The sequence below is a fragment of the Streptomyces sp. NPDC015171 genome (assembly GCF_043079545.1).
GTDB lineage: Bacteria > Actinomycetota > Actinomycetes > Streptomycetales > Streptomycetaceae > Streptomyces.
The window spans coordinates 1-17,251 of sequence record NZ_JBIBUO010000026.1 but is presented as its reverse complement, the minus strand read 5'-3'; the positions used below and the strand labels follow the sequence as shown (position 1 = coordinate 17,251).

The 17,251-nt window shown below is 66.7% G+C and carries 13 protein-coding genes and 5 pseudogenes; 10 read left to right on the top strand and 8 right to left on the bottom strand.

Annotation, left to right across the window (positions count from 1 at the left end; translation table 11 throughout):
• Positions 1-145: 145 nt before the first annotated feature.
• Positions 146-1,060 carry a transposase family protein gene (locus tag ACF073_RS38285; RefSeq protein ID WP_392076177.1) on the bottom strand — a complete coding sequence of 305 codons (915 nt, stop codon included), beginning with the start codon at positions 1,058-1,060 and terminating at the stop codon, positions 146-148.
• 705 nt (positions 1,061-1,765) lie between these two features.
• Between ACF073_RS38285 and ACF073_RS38280 the strand changes: the two genes are divergently transcribed.
• From ACF073_RS38280 to ACF073_RS38270, 3 genes are all read left to right on the top strand, one after another.
• Positions 1,766-1,981, top strand: a complete 216-nt coding sequence (locus tag ACF073_RS38280; RefSeq protein ID WP_392076117.1) for a hypothetical protein — start codon at positions 1,766-1,768, stop codon at positions 1,979-1,981.
• 299 nt (positions 1,982-2,280) lie between these two features.
• Positions 2,281-2,667, top strand: coding sequence for a hypothetical protein (locus ACF073_RS38275; RefSeq protein WP_392076116.1), 387 nt, complete (start codon positions 2,281-2,283; stop codon positions 2,665-2,667).
• Between the two features lie 199 nt (positions 2,668-2,866).
• A complete protein-coding gene (locus tag ACF073_RS38270; protein ID WP_392076176.1) occupies positions 2,867-3,664 on the top strand; it encodes an SAM-dependent methyltransferase in 798 nt (265 codons plus the stop codon).
• Here the strand turns inward: ACF073_RS38270 and ACF073_RS38265 are convergent, their stop codons facing one another.
• The 5 genes and pseudogenes from ACF073_RS38265 to ACF073_RS38245 all read right to left on the bottom strand — a co-directional run bounded on the left by ACF073_RS38265 (position 3,665) and on the right by ACF073_RS38245 (position 8,545).
• A complete protein-coding gene (locus ACF073_RS38265; protein ID WP_392076115.1) occupies positions 3,665-4,627 on the bottom strand; it encodes a helix-turn-helix domain-containing protein in 963 nt (320 codons plus the stop codon). It abuts the gene before it with no gap.
• A gap of 89 nt (positions 4,628-4,716) precedes the next feature.
• Positions 4,717-4,953, bottom strand: a complete 237-nt coding sequence (locus tag ACF073_RS38260; RefSeq protein WP_392076114.1) for a DUF397 domain-containing protein — start codon at positions 4,951-4,953, stop codon at positions 4,717-4,719.
• Positions 4,954-5,324: 371 nt separating this feature from the next.
• A pseudogene (locus ACF073_RS38255) lies at positions 5,325-6,589 on the bottom strand (IS701 family transposase).
• Positions 6,590-6,624: 35 nt separating this feature from the next.
• Positions 6,625-7,665 (bottom strand): aminoglycoside phosphotransferase family protein, encoded by a 1,041-nt coding sequence (locus ACF073_RS38250; protein ID WP_392076113.1) that lies wholly within the window; start codon positions 7,663-7,665, stop codon positions 6,625-6,627.
• A gap of 166 nt (positions 7,666-7,831) precedes the next feature.
• A complete protein-coding gene (locus tag ACF073_RS38245; RefSeq protein ID WP_392076175.1) occupies positions 7,832-8,545 on the bottom strand; it encodes a transposase in 714 nt (237 codons plus the stop codon).
• Between the two features lie 203 nt (positions 8,546-8,748).
• Here ACF073_RS38245 and ACF073_RS38240 point away from each other — a divergent pair.
• The 3 genes and pseudogenes from ACF073_RS38240 to ACF073_RS38230 all read left to right on the top strand — a co-directional run.
• Positions 8,749-9,527, top strand: a pseudogene (locus ACF073_RS38240) (IS481 family transposase); the annotation flags it as partial.
• A 536-nt stretch (positions 9,528-10,063) separates the two neighbouring features.
• Positions 10,064-11,866 (top strand): reverse transcriptase domain-containing protein, encoded by a 1,803-nt coding sequence (locus ACF073_RS38235; protein ID WP_392076112.1) that lies wholly within the window; start codon positions 10,064-10,066, stop codon positions 11,864-11,866.
• A gap of 48 nt (positions 11,867-11,914) precedes the next feature.
• Positions 11,915-12,143: pseudogene (locus ACF073_RS38230) on the top strand (integrase core domain-containing protein); the annotation flags it as partial.
• A gap of 15 nt (positions 12,144-12,158) precedes the next feature.
• Here ACF073_RS38230 and ACF073_RS38225 read toward each other — a convergent pair.
• Positions 12,159-13,003, bottom strand: a protein-coding gene (locus ACF073_RS38225; protein ID WP_392076111.1) for an IS5 family transposase whose coding sequence is annotated in 2 segments (ribosomal slippage) — positions 12,159-12,673 and positions 12,673-13,003 — 846 coding nt in all. Because the reading frame shifts where the segments join, the coding sequence is not laid out codon by codon here.
• A 36-nt stretch (positions 13,004-13,039) separates the two neighbouring features.
• A complete protein-coding gene (locus ACF073_RS38220; protein ID WP_392076110.1) occupies positions 13,040-14,125 on the bottom strand; it encodes a lytic polysaccharide monooxygenase auxiliary activity family 9 protein in 1,086 nt (361 codons plus the stop codon).
• Between the two features lie 148 nt (positions 14,126-14,273).
• Between ACF073_RS38220 and ACF073_RS38215 the strand changes: the two are divergent.
• From ACF073_RS38215 to ACF073_RS38200, 4 genes and pseudogenes are all read left to right on the top strand, one after another.
• Positions 14,274-14,450: pseudogene (locus tag ACF073_RS38215) on the top strand (transposase); the annotation flags it as partial.
• A 64-nt stretch (positions 14,451-14,514) separates the two neighbouring features.
• Positions 14,515-15,390, top strand: coding sequence for an IS5 family transposase (locus tag ACF073_RS38210; RefSeq protein WP_392076109.1), 876 nt, complete (start codon positions 14,515-14,517; stop codon positions 15,388-15,390).
• A gap of 407 nt (positions 15,391-15,797) precedes the next feature.
• Positions 15,798-16,823 carry an SGNH/GDSL hydrolase family protein gene (locus ACF073_RS38205; RefSeq protein ID WP_392076108.1) on the top strand — a complete coding sequence of 342 codons (1,026 nt, stop codon included), beginning with the start codon at positions 15,798-15,800 and terminating at the stop codon, positions 16,821-16,823.
• A 206-nt stretch (positions 16,824-17,029) separates the two neighbouring features.
• Positions 17,030-17,251 (top strand): annotated as a pseudogene (locus tag ACF073_RS38200) (IS701 family transposase); the annotation flags it as partial.

Genomic DNA, 17,251 nt, shown 5'->3' with positions numbered 1-17,251 from the left:
GCGGCTATGGTCGCTTTATCGCATTTCAAGCGGCGAGGCAACCCTTCTGAGGAGCCGATGAGCGGGAGATGCGGCCTACGATACCGGTTTACGAGTTGGTGCGTGATAGCGGGTGAGGCGTGTTCGGCCTGGCCGTGGCCGGATTTCAGGCGTTGGCGGTGCGGTCGGAGACGAGGCCGGCGATGGCGCGGTAGGTGTCGGGCAGGACATCTCGCCGGTGTGTCCAGCGGATCAGTTGCTTCCAGCGTTTGTGATCGGCAAGGGCGTGCTCGACGGTGATGCGGTCGGACGAGTGCCCGTGGCGGTCCCGTTCCCACTGCTCGACTCTGCCGGGCAGTGCTCCGGGCCGGGGTTTTCTGGGCGGTGTGATCGCTTGGCCGCGGTGGTCGCGGCTCAGGCCGAGGTAGCCGTCGTCCAACAGGACCTCGGCGTCGGGGAAGTGTCGGAAGCAGACGGCGATGCCCTCGTTGCGGGCAGCCGTCGCGTCGTGCATACGCCCAGGTCGCAGGGCATCGGTCCATAACGTGCGGCCGCGCCAGTCGGCAATCACGGTGGCCTTCATCGTGTTCTGCTTCTTCTTGCCCGAGACGAAGGCACGACGTCCGCCGCGGCCGGCCGGTGGCCGGCGAACCTGGATCTCGGTGGCGTCCAGTCGCAGCTCGACGCCTTCGGCCTGGGCATAGGCAAATACATCCGTCAGCGTCCGAAGCCGCAGGCCGGGACGGTCGGGAACCGCGCACCCCCGTTCCGCCAGGAGCGTGCGCACCTCTCCGATCGCCCGGGTCACGGTGGAGCGGTCGACACCGAACAGCAGGCCCAGCACCGAGTGCGGCAGGTCGTGCCGCAGATGGATCAGCGTGGCCACCAGCCTGTCGACGAACACCAGCTGATGGCTGGCGCCGGCACCCGCGGCCCGCTTCCTGGCCCCGCCCCGCGTCGCATGGCGACGACCTTCGACCCCGGCCTGCCACGGCTCGGCCAACTCTTCGACCAGACAAGCAAGATGAGACCGAGAGAGCCCCGTGAACAGCCGATGCGCCAGCATCGCCCGATTGACCATGATCGCCACAGCGGGATCATGCCATCCACCTGGCACGACACCTCACCCGCTATCACGCACCAACTCGTAAGCGCCCCGCGCCGCCGACGACCGTCCGGCCCGGCGGCCACACTGCAATGGTGCGCGGGAGCGCCGGTTTGACCAACCAGCGCTCCTGCGCTATCTTGCCCCCTTCTCTCGCCGGAGGCTGGCGCGGCCGGCGGCTGAGACCGGCCCATTGCTGGCCCACTGCCCTTGCGTCGCATGCGACTCGACGGGTCTTCCCCTCCTCCTTCCTCGTCTGGCGCGTGTGTCTGGAGAAGTTCAGGCTTCGCGTTGCGACGGAGATTCGGTTCCCCTGAAAGAGTGATTCTCGCGGCAGGATGGGGCTGGCTTTTTCACGGGGGCGGAGATTCTCTGTCCGGATCTGATCGCACCCTGGCACCTAGTGAGAACATGAGGGCGTCCTTCTGGCGTGAAGTGGCCGGTAAGGGCGTCCGATTTCGTGCTCGCCAAGAGTTCCCGACTCCGTTTTCACGATTGTCAGTTCGTGCTGTAGTCCGCGCGGCGGGTCTAGCGTGCGAATGCACGAAGAAGGGCCCCAAGTTGGCTGGTGGTCGCGTCGGGGCCCTTCTCCTCGTGCTTCGTCACCCAACGCACCAGGAGGTACGGAAGTTGATTCAGCACGTTCGCAGGGGGCTGGCACGCCTTGTACGGGCGGCGCCCGTGGATAGCATTCCGCTGCCGGCCCTCTTCCAAACGGCCGTTGCCAGCGTTTTCCTGCTCACGTTCCGGTTCGGCTCCGCGCTGACCACCGCGGTCATGGCGGCGGCCGTCATCTGGCCCGGGGCTCTGCCACCGGAAGTGCAGATGATGATGACGGCGTCGGCATTGTCGGACCGCAGTGCCGTCTCCTTCGTGAAAATCCGCTACGCCAGCTGACGCACCGGTCGGCCGGCCATCCCGCGCTCCGACCGCAATGGGCCGGGCGCGGGGCCAGGGCGTCTGCTCGGAGTCCTTCGAGCAGACGCCCTCTGGTCTCCTCCCCGATGGATGCACCACCGTGGCGCGCCGGCCTCCGGCCCTGCCCTCGTGCGGGGGCTGCCGCGGCCATCTTCCGAACCTGTGGGGTGAACACCATGCTGCAGCGCCACGACCCCGGCGGGTCGCTCGCGACCATTGCACCGGGCCGCCTGGGCCACCTCCACCCCGTACTGGCTCACCGACCATTGGCGCCGCCCGTGAGAGCTCCCCTCGCCTTCACGGCCTTCTGCCACGACCACTGGCCGGTCTACTGGAGGTTCGGCAGCCTCGCCGAAGGATCGCCGCACCGCGGCGGTGAACTCGCCAGCGCCGCTTTGCAGGAGGTCGCCGCCCGCTGGCCGGCGGTACTAGGAAGCGCATCCCCCTCGGCGGCGTCCTGGGACCTGCTGTCACAGAAGTGCGCGGCCCGACTGACGGGGCCCACGGCCCGGCTGCACCGTGTGCTCCATCGCCTTGAGGCCGACGCACTCGTGCTGCGCCACAAGATGGGCCTGACACCGCGCCAGGCGGCTCATGCCATGGGGCTGGCGGAGGCGGACTTCGAGCTGCTGCGCAGCCGGGCCATGATGAGCATCGAGCGGTGAATATGACAAAGTCGAATGCCAACCGGTGTGCGCCGGAGCATCAAGCACGGTAAAGGGCGGCTGATTTGATTCGTAGGTGCACCTCCAGAGGGTGATGGCCGGTAGCAAACAGGCGAGCAACTCTCCTAGCATGGGGCCCACCGTTAATGCCCCGCGTCAGCGCAGGTAGGCGCGGGGAACTGAGCGTGGGGAGCAGCTCATCGTTGATACCAGCAAACCCAGCGTTGCCCGAATGTATGACCACCTCCTCGGCGGTACCGACAATTACACCGTGGACCGGGAGGCATGCGACGAATTACTGCGTCTTGCCCCTAGTACACGCGAGTTAGCGCTAGTAAACCGGGCGTTCCTTGTCCGTGCGGTCCGGTATCTCGCCCGCCGACACGGCGTCCGCCGGTTCCTCGACCATGGCTCCGGCCTGCCGACCCGGCCGAACGTTCACCAGGTCGCGCAGGAGGTCGACGCGACCAGCGAAGTGGTCTACGCCGACAACGATCCCGATGTCCTCAGTTACGGCCGCATGATGCTGGCGGAGGATCCGGAGACGACGGCAGTCCTCGGTGCCGACATGCGCGACACGGACGCGATCTTCGAGAGTGAGGAAGTCAGACGCCTGCTACGGGACGGTCAGCCCGTGGCGGCCTTGTTCGTGAGCGTCTTGCACTGCATCCCTGATGACGATGATCCGTGGGCGCTGGTGAACAACGTCGCCCGGCGGCTGCCCCCCGGCAGCTTCATGGTGATCTCGCAGTTGGCGAGCGACGACCCCGAACTGCGGCATCGGGTGACGGAGTTCATGCGGCGGGCCACCGGCGGCCAGTGGGGCCGTGTCCGTTCGATAGAGGAGGTTCAGCGGTACTTCGAGCACTTGGAGGTGCTGGAAACGCCGGGACCCGTCGAGGTCTCGCGCTGGCTGCCGGACAGCGACTTCGCCCCGCGCCAGAAGGACCCGGACCCGGAGTGGATCGAGTTCGGCGCCGTGGCCCGGATCAGGTGACTACTCGGCAGGACCGGCGGACAGGTCGGCGGCGCATTCCAGGAGGAAGTCGAGGGTCTCCTGCTTCGACAACGTCTTGCCCCACCATTCGTCGATGGACGCCTGGAAGACCTCCACCTCGCTCGGCTCGGACAGGAAGGTGCCGCCGCGGTTCATGTCTTCCAGGTAGATCGTCCGCCCGGTCGCGCTGTCGTGCGGCTTGAACAGCGTCATCGCCGGATGGACGGGCATCTTGGACCGCGTTGCGGAGGCCGGCAGGATCCGGATGTGCACGTTCTGCTTGTTCTCGGCGAAGTTGTGCAGCTGCCGCAGCTGCTCACGCATGACATTCCTGCCGCCCCGCACCTTCCGCACGGCGTCTTCGTGGATCACCGCGGTGAACTGGGGCCCGTCGTGCTGGTCGAGCAGGTGCTGGCGGCGCAGGCGCAGCTCCAGCCGCCGGTCCATCACCGCCCGGTTCTTCTCCCGCGTCTTCGGGTCCGGGTAGGTGTCGTAGAAGTCCTTCATCACCGCCCAGGCGTAGCCAGCGGTCTGGAGTAGACCGGGTACGAGGAGGTAGTGGCACGTCTTGATCACCTTGGACTGTGCCTCAAGGGCCAGCAGGCCGATCATGATGTCGCCGGCGATGTCGGAGAAGTGCGTCCACCACTGCTCACCACGTGACTGCTTCAACAACATCTCCACTTCCCGGCAGATCTCCGCGGGAGCCTCGTAGAAGCGGAGCAGGGCGTAGACGCGCTCCTCCTTGAGCTTCTTGGTGGTGATCTTCTCGCACCGCTGCACCGTCGCGAGGGACCCGATCTCCGGGTCGTTGCGGGTGGCGGCGACCACCTCTTCCAGAGTCAGGCGGCACTGGACACGCAGATGCCGCAGCAGAGCCCCGATGAGCTGTGCTGCGGCCATCGGCGTCGCAGGGGGCGCCTCCCCCTCCCGGCCTACCAGGGCCAGAACCTGAGCGGACATTCAAACTCCTCGCGGTGAACGACGGCCTCCCGTCGCCCGCTCAGGATGGACAGTCCGCTGGCCCAGGGGCAAGCGCTACCCGCCTCTTTTTAGACAGGCATGTTGGTGAACTCCCCCCTGCCTGCTCCGTCGACGAACGCGTCGAACTCGTCCTTCGTGTAGATGAGTGCCGGCCCGGCGGGGAACCGCGAGTTGCGGACGGCGTATTCATTTTCGCTGAGACGCGCTACTTCGATACAGTCGTTCTTCGCATCACTGGCCCTGGCCTTCTGCCACCGAGCGCCGGTGATCTGGTCGGCCGCCATGCCGTTTTCCCACTTGCCCATCCCGCGTCTACCTTCCGTGCGTAGCCAGCGGTGACGCATCACCGCCGCGCTGCCTCAACTGGGTACACCCACGAGCGTTTTCACGCCAAAGTGAAATTTTCACGGGGTATGAGAACAATCAAGATTCTAGACCGCGGCAGGGCTTGGGCGGGGTCCCTCGAAAGGGTGTTCTCACCTCAATGGAAATCATTATTAAGATCAACATATGAGTGTCCGTCCGGGTGGTGTGCCGGGGTGAAGAATGGCCGGACTGAACCCGTGGCGAATCTGGCGACCGCGGTGGCGCAGGGCTGGCGGCCACCGCGGTCAACGCGCGGAGAAGTTGGCGTGTCTATGCGAGCCCTGTTCTGTTGCCCGAAATCGTTGAATGGCTAATACTCCAGCTGTAGAACGCGATCTTCAGGTTGGGACGCGGCTTGGCGCCGGTAATGGCTGGTGAGGGATCGCTGCTGATGGCGCCGCCGCCAGTGCGACCAGCCGTGCCGGTAGGCCAGGTCGTGGCGAGGCTGGACGACGATCGTGATGAACAGGCGCTGGATCTCGTTGCAGGACAGCGGGATCAGTCCGTCCGGGGCGGGGCTGCGGGCGTGTTCGTCGGCACGGACTACCGCGAGGAAGGCGTGGGCGAGCATCGCGAGGGTGACCCAGCGGGTCCAAGAGTGGTAGCGGCGGACCTGGTGCTCATCGAGTCCTGCCAGCCCTTTCTCGGCCTGGAAGGTCTCTTCCCCACGCCACCGGGAGCCAGCGGTCTTGACCAGCGCAGTCAGCGGGACTGGCTCGGTGGAGTAGCAGCGGTAGTAGGCGAGTTCTCCGGTGGTGCGGCTGCGGCGGATCAGGAGCTGGTGGCTGCCCGGCGTCGGGGCGACGAGGTCGACGACGGCCCAGTCGTAGAACCATTGTCCCTTCGCGTCGCGTCCGGCCGAGAGCTTCTGCCAGGCCCGCTTCGGCACGTTCTTCACCAGGACATCGGCACGGAACCCCCTGCACCTATGGCCATTTCGGCAGAGCAGGCCACGGCGAGGACATAGCCGATGCCGCGCTCCTCCAGCGCCGCGCGTAGTCTCGGGTTGCCGCCGTAGACCTCGTCCCCAGTGACCCAGCCGACGCGGTGGCCGGCATCCCAGAACCGTTCGATCACCCTGAGGGCCAGGTCCGGCTTGGTCGCGAAGACGATGTCCTCGCCGAGCCCTGCCGCCCGGCAGCGATCCGGATCGCCCGTCCAGGAGCGCGGAATGTACAACTCACAGTCCACTGCTGCGTGTCCCCGTGCGTCGGCGTAGACGAGGTAGACCGCGACCTGGGAGTTCTCGATCCGTCCAGCTGTGCCGGTGTACTGGTGCTGGACCCCGACGGTGTGGATGCCCTTCTTCACGTCGCCGGTCTCGTCGACGACGAGCACCCCGGCTCCGTGGTGGAGGTGCTCGACGACGTATTCGCGCACGTCGTCGCGGACGGCCTCGGCATCCCAGGCCGCCCGGCACAACAGATGCTGCATACCGTGCGGGCTGGCCTCCCCAGCCCACTCCGCGATCGTCCAGCAGTTCTTGCGGGGCAGGTCCGACAGCAGGCCCAGAACCAGCCGCCCGGCCCGCAGGCGGGGTTCGTATCGGACGAACCGGCCCGCGATGCGGCCCAAGACCGCCGCGAACGCCTCCTGCCACCAGGCGGGATCTATGCTGTGACCTGCAGCCACCGTCTCATCGTCAGTACACACAGCTCACGATGATCAACGATGGGCGCACTCGTCCACTCACCGGACCCGGTCGGCACCAACACGTTGTACGAGTGTCTGGTGAGCAACTCCGCCAGGCGGTCGGCGAATTCGGTGAGCCAGTCCAGCCGTGGTCCAGTGCGGGCGATACGAAACCCGTGGCGGCGGCCCCAGAACGCAGCCTGGACGGCGTGGAACTGGGCCCACCGCCGGACGCGTTCACGGTCGAGTTCCGCGGCCTCGGTGAAGACGTCCACGACGCGTTGGACAGCCTTGTGCAGGTCATCCGCTTCGAGGAGCGTCAGCGCGCGGGACTTCAGCAGTGTGCCGCCGTCGTAGGCAGGATCTCCCGCGTACCCCTTGGGGTCGACCGCGAGCCACGGCTCCCGGCCGGCACGCAGGATGTTGCGGGCATGGAGGTCGCCATGGACGAGGGTGTCCGGCTGGGACCGGCCCCGCTCCCGAACGGTCGCCACGGCGGCATCCAGCACCTGACGCGACAGTGCATGAGGCAACTCCTCGGCGTCTTTGCACAACTGCTCTTGCCAGGCACCGGCCTGCTCACACAGCCGGGGCAGGCCGGGCGGTGCGGGGATGGCCAAGCGGCGATTGAGCCGCCCTGCGACCGTCACCACCTCATCGCCGTCCTCGACCTCCGCCAGGGTCGACGGCTGAACCCGCTCCAGCAGCATCGCGAACCGCTCGTCGTCGCGCTCATGCAGCAGCACGGCCCCGCACCCGCCCCACGCAACGAACGCATCCGGCTCATGGACGTTGCCAGGATGCGGAAACGACACCTTCAGCACGGCGCTCCCTTCAGCCCGCCGCCGTACCGGAACGATGACACCGACGCCCCCGTGCATGACGTCACCATCCGGCACGCACTCCCAGCGCCCCAGCAACTCCTCTACGATCCCGGGCAGCTCCGCGAGCCACGCCGCCCCGGCCTCCCCCTCGCGGTCGACGGTGCTCTGTGTAAACTCCTCTGGCATCGTGATCAACCCGGCACCCTACGCGCCAGCCCGCCGCAGCCACCAAGCCCCAGCTGACCACTGCCGCCACCCGGCAGACCTCGCACTACGAAGAACGCGATCTACAGCTGGAGTACTAAAGGGTGTTGCAGAAGAGCCGGCTTCGGCAGGCTGAAGTGACGCCTGACCTGGTGTTTCACCGCGCCATGGCGAGGTGGTGCATGGTGGCGACGGCTTGGACCGCGTGGTGAAGGCCGTCTCCTTTCTGGCGGCAGTCGCGCAGGATCTTCCAGTTCTTCATCCGGGCGAAGGTGTGCTCGACACGGGCTCGCACCCTTCGGTGCTCGGCGTTGTCCTCCTCCTGCCCGCGCAGGAGGGGGCGGCCTGCTCTCTTGCGGTGCGGGACGATCAGGCCGGTGCCGAGGTAGGCGCCGTCCGCGATGACCGTCGTGCCCGCCGCCAGAGCGGGCAGGTCCGACTCCCGCCAGACATGCGCGTCGGCCTTGTTACCTGGCGCCGGTCGGGCCGCCGCGATGACCAGGCGGGTGTCCGCGTCGATGATGACCTGCACGTTCGCCGAGAACCGGTAGTTGCGGGACGAGGCACCGACCTCGCGGTCACGGACCGGAATGAGGGTGCCGTCTACGATCCACAGCCGCTCGGTGTCCGCCACCGGCCGCGGAGCCCGCTCGAGCGCCAGCAGCGGACGGAGCCGCTGGATGACCCGGCACACCGTCGCCGGCGAGATGCCGAACAGCGGCGCGAGCTGCCGCATCGTGAGGTTCGTGCGGTAGTACACGACCACCAGCAGCACCCGGTCCGGCAGCGGCAGACACCACGGCCGGCCGCCGCCGGGCCCGTTCCCGCCACGTTCGCGTACCGCCTTCACCAGCTTCGCGAACCGGTCCATCCGCAAGCCGGTGAACGTCTCCACTTACAACGGCTCAGCCCTCAACACCCCACCCATACAGGCAAAATGCCCAAAGCTAAGCCTTCTGCAACACCCTTTAGATGTATTGATCACGAGCGTTGTTAACAGAGCCGGGGTCTTGATCATGGCGAAGACCTCCGATGTGGTGGAGCTGTCTAGGAACACACCGCACAGAGGTCTTCGTGTCCCACCGTAATGCCCGGCTGACCGTTCACAGCAGGCGGCTGCGGGTCGAGCGTGTCCGCTCGGGCCGCCCGGTCGCCCATGTGGCCGCCGAGATGGGCATCTCCCGCGCCACGGCCCACAAGTGGATCCGCCGCTGGCGAATCGAGGGCGAGGCGGCCTTGCCGACCGTTCCAGCAGGCCGCGCACGACGCCGCACCGCACCGCGGCAGCCGTGGAGGCTCGCGTCTGCCAACTGCGCCAGGCCCGCAAGCTCGGGCCGGCCCGCATCGGCCCGGCCCTGGGCCTGCCCGCCTCCACCGTGCACCGCATCCTCATCCGGCACGGTCTGAACCGGCTGGCCTTCCTGGATCGGCCCACCGGTCAGGTCATCCGCCGCTACGAACGTGACCGGCCCGGCGAACTGGTCCACGTCGACGTGAAGAAACTCGGCCGGATCCCGGACGGCGGCGGCCACAAGGTCCTGGGCCGACAGGCCGGCCGGGCCACCCGCAGCGGCATGGGTTTCGACTACGTCCACTCCGCCGTCGACGACCACAGCCGACTGGCCTACAGCGAGATCCACGCGGACGAGAAAGCCGCCACCTGCGCCGACTTCCTCCGCCGGGCCGCGGCCTTCTTCGCCACCTCGGGCATCGACCGCATCGAGCGGGTCCTGACCGACAACGCCTGGCCCTACCGCAAGAGCTTCGCCTGGCAGCAGGCCCTGGCCGACCTCGGCGCGGCCGGCAAGCTCACCCGCGCCTACCGGCCGCAGACCAATGGCAAGGTCGAACGCTTCAAGTGCGCCACGAGGCGCTCTGTCGTATCCCCGGTACAGCCGGGAGGAATTTGAGAGGAGGTTTCTGGGCCTGATGGCTTACCTGGATCCGAAAGGTGAAGGGGACCAGAGCATGCCAGGAAACCAGCAGCCGGGCCCAGGCGTCAGGGACGCTGTGCTGGGAAGGCCCGCGTGATACGGCGAAGGCTTGACTGCCTGAATCCCAATCTCCAGGAGATGGAAGTTCACATCCGTCGGAAGATGCCTGAAACCGACGCCAGCCCTGCGGAGTTCGCGTTGAACGGACTCTGCAACTCTCGGAGCAAGGAGCGATGCCCAATGAGGGCATTCAAGGAGATGAGTGGGGCGCCTAAGTCACGCTAGGACGTGCGACAGAGACGAACGTGGGATCGCCTAACGGGCGCGAGCCCCATGGCGACGGAGGCCCCGTAGTAGTCGCCGGAGTCACGACCGGCCAAGGAGGACGGGAAAGCCGTCCGCATCGGGCGAAGGGGGCCAGGTGATCGGACACCCGAAGTCGGGAGGTATGCGAAATGCAGAGCGCCGAAACGGTGCTGGGTGTCCTGCGTGCGCGCGGCAGCCGCGGTCTGCCGTGTGAGGAGCTGTATCGACAGATGTTCAACCCGCAGTTGTATCTGCTGGCCTACGGCCGCATCTACTCCAATAAGGGGGCGATGACGCCGGGGGCCACACGGGAGACCGTGGATGGCATGTCGATGGGGCGGATCGATCGCATCATCGATGCGATGCGTCACGAGCGCTATCGGTTCCACCCCGTGAGGCGAGTTCATATCCCCAAGAAGCAGAAGGGGAAGACTCGGCCTCTCGGCCTGCCTACCTGGTCGGATAAGTTGGTCGGTGAAGTGGTGCGGCTTTTACTAGAGGCGTATTACGAACCGGTCTTCTCTGGCAGGTCCCACGGATTCCGTCCCCGGAAAGGCTGCCACACCGCGTTGCGTGAAGTGGTCAACACCTGGACGGGGACGACCTGGTTCGTCGAGGGCGACATCGCCGACTGCATCGGGAGCCTTGACCATGAGGTCATGCTCCGGATCCTCGGCGAGAAGGTCCACGACAGCCGGTTCCTGCGGCTGGTACGCAACATGCTGACGGCCGGATACCTGGAGGACTGGACCTGGCACACGACGCTGAGCGGGGCTCCGCAAGGTGGCGTGGCCTCACCGGTCCTGTCCAACATCTACCTGCACAAGCTGGACACCTACGTCGAGCAGACCCTTATCCCGGAATACACCCGAGGCAGGCTCCGAGCACGCAGCACAGAATACCGCCGGGTGGAATCGGCCATCGCACGTGCTCGCCGCAAGGGCGACCGCGCTGAAGTGCGCTCGCTCTACCGGCAGCTGCATCGCCTCCCCAGTCAGGATCCCAACGATCCTGACTATCGGAGGCTGCGATACGTGCGCTACGCCGACGACACCCTCCTCGGGTTTGTCGGGCCGAAGGCCGAAACCGAAGAAATCAAACAGCGTCTGGCGACGTTCCTGCGTGATGACCTCAAGCTGGAACTCTCCCAGGAGAAAACGCTGATCACCCATGCCCGGACAGGCAGGGCACGATTCCTCGGCTACGAGATCTCAACCGCGAGAACGGACCGCAGAACACGTCGACCGTCCGCATCGGACCGGCGCAACCGCCGCTCCGTGAACGGGACGATCGTCCTGCACGTTCCCGTCAGCGCGATCAAAGCCAGATACACCCCTTACATGGCGCGAGGGAAACCCGCTTGCCAGAACTCGCTCGTGAACGAGTCCGACCATGTCATTGTCGGCAAATTCGCCACCGAGTACAGGGGTGTTGTCCAGTACTACCTGATGGCCAGTGACGTCTTCCGGCTTCACCGGCTGCGCTGGGTCATGGAGACTTCCATGCTCCGAACTCTGGCGCGAAAGCACGGCTCCACGGTGTCGAAGATGGCGGCCCGCTTCAAGGCCAAGATCCAGACGCCCTACGGGCCACGCACCTGTTTCGAGGCTCGTATGCCGAGGGACAACAGGAAGGAACTGGTGGCCCGATTCGGCGGGATTCCCCTCAAACGGCAGAAGACGGCGGAGTTGACCGACCGTCTGACTGGTCCCGTCTATCCCCACAAGGAGTTGATCCGTCGGCTCCAGGGAAGTCGGTGCGAAGTTTGCGAACGGGCTGGTGAGGTGGAGGTTCACCACATCAGGTCACTCAACGACCTCAGCCGACTGGATGGACCGTCCCCCGATTGGATGAACTTGATGGCCAAGCGCCGGCGGAAGGCCCTCGTGGTCTGCGGCGCCTGCCACGAGCGCATCCACACCGGGAAGCTGAACACGGCGCTCACGCAGTAGTCACTGGAGAGCCGGGTGCTCGGAAATCGGGCCTGTCCGGTTCGGTGGGAGGCCAGGCGGAAAAGACCCTACTCAGCAGGGACCTCGCCGCTTGGCCGACCCTACCCGCACCCTGCTCGACGAATGGGCCTACCAGCGGCCCTACACCAGCAACCAAGAACGCACCGAAGCCCTGGCAGACTTCCTGCACACCTACAACCACCATCGCTGCCACACCGCACTCGGCGGCCAGCCACCCATCAGCCGTGTGAACAACGCTGCGGGTCAATACACCTAGGGCGTTTCCTTCGGATCACCGCCCCGACCAAATGAAGATGGCGGCGAGGTGGAGTCCGGCCAGGTAGATGGTTGCGGTCTTGTCGTAGCGGGTGGCCAGGCCCCGCCACTGCTTGAGCTTGTTGATGCACCGCTCGACGGTGTTCCGCTGCTTGTAGGCCTCGCGGTCGAAGGTCGGCGGTCGGACGCCACGGCGGCCGAGCCGCTTGCGATTAGCGGCCTGGTCAGCCGGTTGCGGGATCACCGCTTGGATCCCGCGCCGCCGTAGATGCCGGCGGATCGCCCGGGACGAATACGCTTTGTCGGCCAGGACCACGTCGGGTGTGATCCTGGGGCGGCCGATTCGGCGGGGTACTCGTAATCGGGCCATGATCTGCGGGAACGCCGGTGCATCGCCGGCCTGCCCGGGTGTGATGACGAACGCCAGCGGTCGGCAGCGGCCGTCCGCAGCGAGGTGGATCTTCGTGGTTAGTCCACCGCGGGACCGTCCGAGGGCATGGTCGGACGGCTCGCCGGCCGGGGCCCCTTTTGACGGGCCCCGGCGGCGTGCTGGTGGGCGCGCACGATGGTCGAGTCGACCGCGACGACCCAGTCGAGGTCGCCTTCGACGTCGGCCTGGGCGAGCAGGGCGGTGAAGACCTTCTCCCAGGTGCCGTCGGCAGCCCACTTCCGCAGGCGGTTGTGGGCGCCCTTCCACGAGCCGAAGTGCTCGGGCAGGTCCATCCACGGAGTGCCGGTGCGGTACTTGAAGGCGATCGCGTCGATCACCTGCCGATGGTCCCGCCACCGGCCACCCCGCTTCGGTGTCCGGTCCGGCAGCAACGGCTCGATGCGAGCCCACTGGGCATCAGTCAACAACACGCCAGGCCAACGAACCGATTATCTGAAGGAAACGCCCTAGCGCAGTTTCACATCGCAGGTGGACAGGAAGAATTCACCCGTCTTGCCACCGTTCTCACCGTTCGGTGTATCCGGCCCTCCGTGGCCACCCCAGATCTCCACGATCGCTGCACGACCCGTCCGGCGCGGGAACGACGCGAACTCCCAGCTGGTGGACTCCTCTTCGCGGGGCTCACCGTGCACCTCGACCAGGAACGGGATCGGCTCCAGGTCCTGCCAGCTCAAGCCCTCGGAGGGGTCCCAGTCGGCACGGGTGATGAACCACCGGTGGGACCAGCTCTCGCCCCAGTGATACGCCATGTAGTCGTAGGTGAAGGTCTGGGTGGGGGCCGACGTGTCCAGCTCCGTCACGGGCCAGTCCCCGAGCGTGTCGTCCGGCGCCAGATCCAGACCCCGGAAAGCCGGGTTCCCCGCGGAAGCAAGCGCACCGTACTCGAAGAACTTGCGGAATTCGAGGTGCTTCTGAGCGTGGTTCCACGGATAGTCGGCGAGCATCCTGGCAGCCCCCGGCACCACCTCCTGCCAGTCGGTACTGGTGTTGATGCGGCGCGCCTCGGCGCAGATGGGTGAGGAGTCCTGGTCCCTGATCGCGGCGCCGGCCCGGCTGCGCGGATGGTTGGCCGTGCCGTGCCGCGGGTCCGCGGCGAGGCTGGATGCCGCGGAGCCTCGTCGGCGGGGCTGACGCACCGCCCACTTGGCGAAGCCGGCCCGGTCCAAACCGACGGTGACCGTGTTGGTGAACGGCGTGAACTCGTCGCCCACCTTGGCGCGGATCTTCACATGGAAGAGCCCTAGCGGTTCCTCGTCGCCGAGATCGACCCAGTGGGAGTTGGACTGGAACCAGTTCCAGGCAGACCAGTGGAGGAAGACCGTCTGCCGCAGCTCGTCGTTGAGCCACACCTCATACACGTGCGGATAGGGCGCCTTGCCCTCGTCCCAGTCCGCCGGAGGGGGCCAGGACCCGTTGTCAGGGTAGTTCTTCCCGATCTGCCAGCGCAGACTGATCCCGTACATCGTGTACTTGCCGTCATCGCGGTACCTGATGTCAGCGCGCAGGTCGGCGGGGGCACTGCTGCTCGCCATGATTGCCACTCCTTGATCGAGTCCACCTCACGGCCGGTCACCGCAAGGTTGGGATGCACGCCAACAGTGCAAGATCAGGACGATCCGGCGCACTCAGGGAACCTGATCTTCACCCTTACCGGTGAAATCCGCTCTCCTGGATAGCGGTGCAGGGGTCCGTCCTCCGGCCTTCGACCGTGAGGTCTACAGGCAGCGGAACACCGTCGAGCGGCGCATCAACAAGCTCAAGCAGTGGCGCGGCCTGGCCACCCGCTACGACAAGACAGCCACCGTCCACCTCACCGGACTCCACCTCGCCGCCATCTTCATCTGGTCGGCGCGGTGATCCGAAGGAAACGGCCTAGGCCGTGTATCGAAAGTGGATCTTGGGCTGTGAATGATCACGGCCCATGGGTCGGGGAGATCTCACGGACGAACAGTGGGCGGTGCTGGAGCCGCTATTGCCGAAGGGCGCCAAAACGGGGCGGCCGCCCGTCTGGCCTCGGCGGCAGCTGATCGACGGCATACGGTTCCGTGTCCGAACGGGTGTTCCGTGGCGGGATGTTCCCGTCGAGTACGGGCCATGGAGCCGGGTCTACGACCTCTTCCGCCGGTGGCAGCGGAACGGCACCTGGCACCGGATCCTCGCCCGGCTCCAGTCCCTGGCCGACGCGAAAGGTGCGATCGTGTGGGACCTGAGCGTCGACTCCACGGTGTGCCGTGCCCACCAGCATGCGGCCGGTGCCCGCAAGCAGGGCGACCTGCAGAAGGAACCGCCGGGTGGTGTCTTCACCGAACCCGGTGATCACGGGCTGGGACGCTCGCGCGGCGGGTTCACCACCAAGCTCCACCTGGCCGTCGAGCGGGGCCAGAAGCCCATGTCGATCATGATCACGGCCGGCCAGCGCGGCGACTCGCCGCAGTTCGAGACCGTGCTGGAGAAAATCCGCGTGCCCCGCCTCGGGCCGGGCCGGCCACGCGTCCGCCCCGACCGGGTGCGGGCCGACAAGGCGTACGCCTCCCGCAGGAACCGCGCCTACCTGCGCCGCCGCGGGATCCGCTGCACCATCCCGGACAAGGCCGACCAAGCCCGCAACCGCCAGAAGCTCGGCTCTCGCGGCGGCCGGCCGCCGCATTTCGACCCGGTCGACTACCGCGAGCGCCATGCGGTCGAGTGCGGCATCAACCGCCTCAAGAGGCACCGTGCTGTCGCCACGCGCTACGACAAGCTCGCCGTCCGCTACGAGGCGACCGTGCTCATCGCAGCTGTCAACGAATGGCTCTGACCGGAAGCGGCCCTCGTTCACCAGTCCCGGCCGGCTACCGCAGGCTGGCTTCCGGCCGAGTACGTGGAGGCGGGCGTAGCGCCCCTGGAGCTGAGCTTCGACGATCGCCTGCGCGTGCGGCGTCATCGGCCGCCGGGAGGCGGCCCCGACCCGTTCACGCACGGCCTCGCCGCACAGCAGGTGCGCGGGGGCCCGCCTCCTTCGGGTTGCGATCACATCCGGCGCGTCGGTCATACGCCCGTTCTGACCAGGTCAGACGAGCAGAGGCGTAGGGATTGGCCGAGAACGCCCGGTTGTGCTCCACGGCCCTGGATCGTCACGTTCCGAATGTGTATGAATACGATGCGTGACGAATTGATCGCTCACCTTCTGGGTCCCGACGAAAGGGCACAGGCATGCCTTCGGCCATGCGTAAGACGACGACCACTTCACGGGCACGGCGGCTGGCCGCGGCGGCCGCCGCGCTGGGCAGTTGCCTGGCGCTCGCTGTCCCGGCGGGCACCGCCGGCGCGGCGCCCACCGAGGCGGTGCCGACCGTCTTCTTCGGCGACTCCTACACCGCCAACTTCGGCATCGCCCCCGTGAACAACCAGGACAGCGAGAGGGGCTGGTGCTTCCAGGCGAAGGAGAACTATCCCGCCGTCGCCACCCGGCGCCTGGCGGACAAGGGCATCACGCTCAACGTCCAGTCGGACGTCTCCTGCGGAGGGGCACTCATCCACCACTTCTGGCAAGAGCAGGAGCTGCTGCCCGGCAGTGGCATGAAGGTCCCGGCACAGCAGGACGCGCTCAAGGACGACACCAGGCTGATCGTGGGCAGCATGGGTGGCAACACGCTGGGCTTCAACAGCATCCTCAAGCAGTGCTCCGTCAAGCTCCGGGGCCAGGCCCTGCTGCCCGGAGGGCCGGTGGACCCGGACTCACCAGCCGGCGAGTGCCGGGACTTCTTCACGTCGGGAGACGGAAAGGAATGGCTGGACTACAAGTTCGAGCAGGTCGAAGGGGGCCTGGACGAGATGCTCCTGCGTGCGAGCTACCGATCCCCGGACGCCGAGCGGGTCCTGGTCGGCTATCCCAGACTCGTGCCCCAGGACATGACCAAGTGCGCGACCGCGGCCCCCGGCCAGACGGAACTGCCGTTCGCAGACATCCCCCAGGACGCGCTGCCCGTCCTGGACCAGGTCCAGAAGCGGCTTGACGACGTCATGAAGAAGGCTGCCGCGGACGAGGGCGCCGACTTCGTGGACCTCTACGACCACACCGGCAGCAACACGGCGTGCGACGGCGCCAACCGGGGCATCGGCGGCCTGCTGGAGAACTCCAAGCTCGAACTCGGCCAGCCGATTCCCTGGTACGCCCACCCCAACGAGAAGGGCCGTGACATCCAGGCCCAGCGCGTGGCCGCCAAGATCGAGACGGTCCTTAACCGCTGACCAGCCCCCACAGTCCCGAACCCGGATGGCCCATGTCCTGACGTCCGCTACCTGCTACTGAACGAGGCCCCAGATCCGCCGCGACCTGGGGCCTCACCGTGCGGCGCTGCGAGGCCAGTGCCGGTGAACCAGGACTTTCATAACAGGCCCTAGTACTGCAACGGTCTTTGCCGTGACGGTTGGGCAGCTGGTTCGTTGGTCTGCTCTTGGGTGGGGAACCGTCTGATGTTCGGTCGTGGGCGGGTGAACTGAGGGCTCTGCATGAGCGGTTCGTTCACCGTTTTGCAAGGTCGGAGCCGCGCGCATCGGCGCTGGCGTATATGCGCGGGCTGATCGCTCCGCTGGAGCGGAAGAACGGCTGGACGCTGGCGGAGGAGGCAGGTCATGCGGGTCCGGACCGAATCCACCGCCTGTTGAACCGGATCGAC

What these genes read in the sequence shown, in the direction of transcription:
- ACF073_RS38285 (WP_392076177.1), bottom strand. Translation starts at nt 1,060, where the DNA reads ATGGTCAATCGGGCGATGCTGGCGCATCGGCTGTTCACGGGGCTCTCT.
- ACF073_RS38265 (WP_392076115.1), bottom strand. Translation starts at nt 4,627, where the DNA reads ATGTCCGCTCAGGTTCTGGCCCTGGTAGGCCGGGAGGGGGAGGCGCCC.
- ACF073_RS38260 (WP_392076114.1), bottom strand. Translation starts at nt 4,953, where the DNA reads ATGGGCAAGTGGGAAAACGGCATGGCGGCCGACCAGATCACCGGCGCT.
- ACF073_RS38245 (WP_392076175.1), bottom strand. Translation starts at nt 8,545, where the DNA reads ATGGACCGGTTCGCGAAGCTGGTGAAGGCGGTACGCGAACGTGGCGGG.
- ACF073_RS38235 (WP_392076112.1), top strand. Translation starts at nt 10,064, where the DNA reads ATGCAGAGCGCCGAAACGGTGCTGGGTGTCCTGCGTGCGCGCGGCAGC.
- ACF073_RS38220 (WP_392076110.1), bottom strand. Translation starts at nt 14,125, where the DNA reads ATGGCGAGCAGCAGTGCCCCCGCCGACCTGCGCGCTGACATCAGGTAC.
- ACF073_RS38210 (WP_392076109.1), top strand. Translation starts at nt 14,515, where the DNA reads ATGGGTCGGGGAGATCTCACGGACGAACAGTGGGCGGTGCTGGAGCCG.
- ACF073_RS38205 (WP_392076108.1), top strand. Translation starts at nt 15,798, where the DNA reads ATGCGTAAGACGACGACCACTTCACGGGCACGGCGGCTGGCCGCGGCG.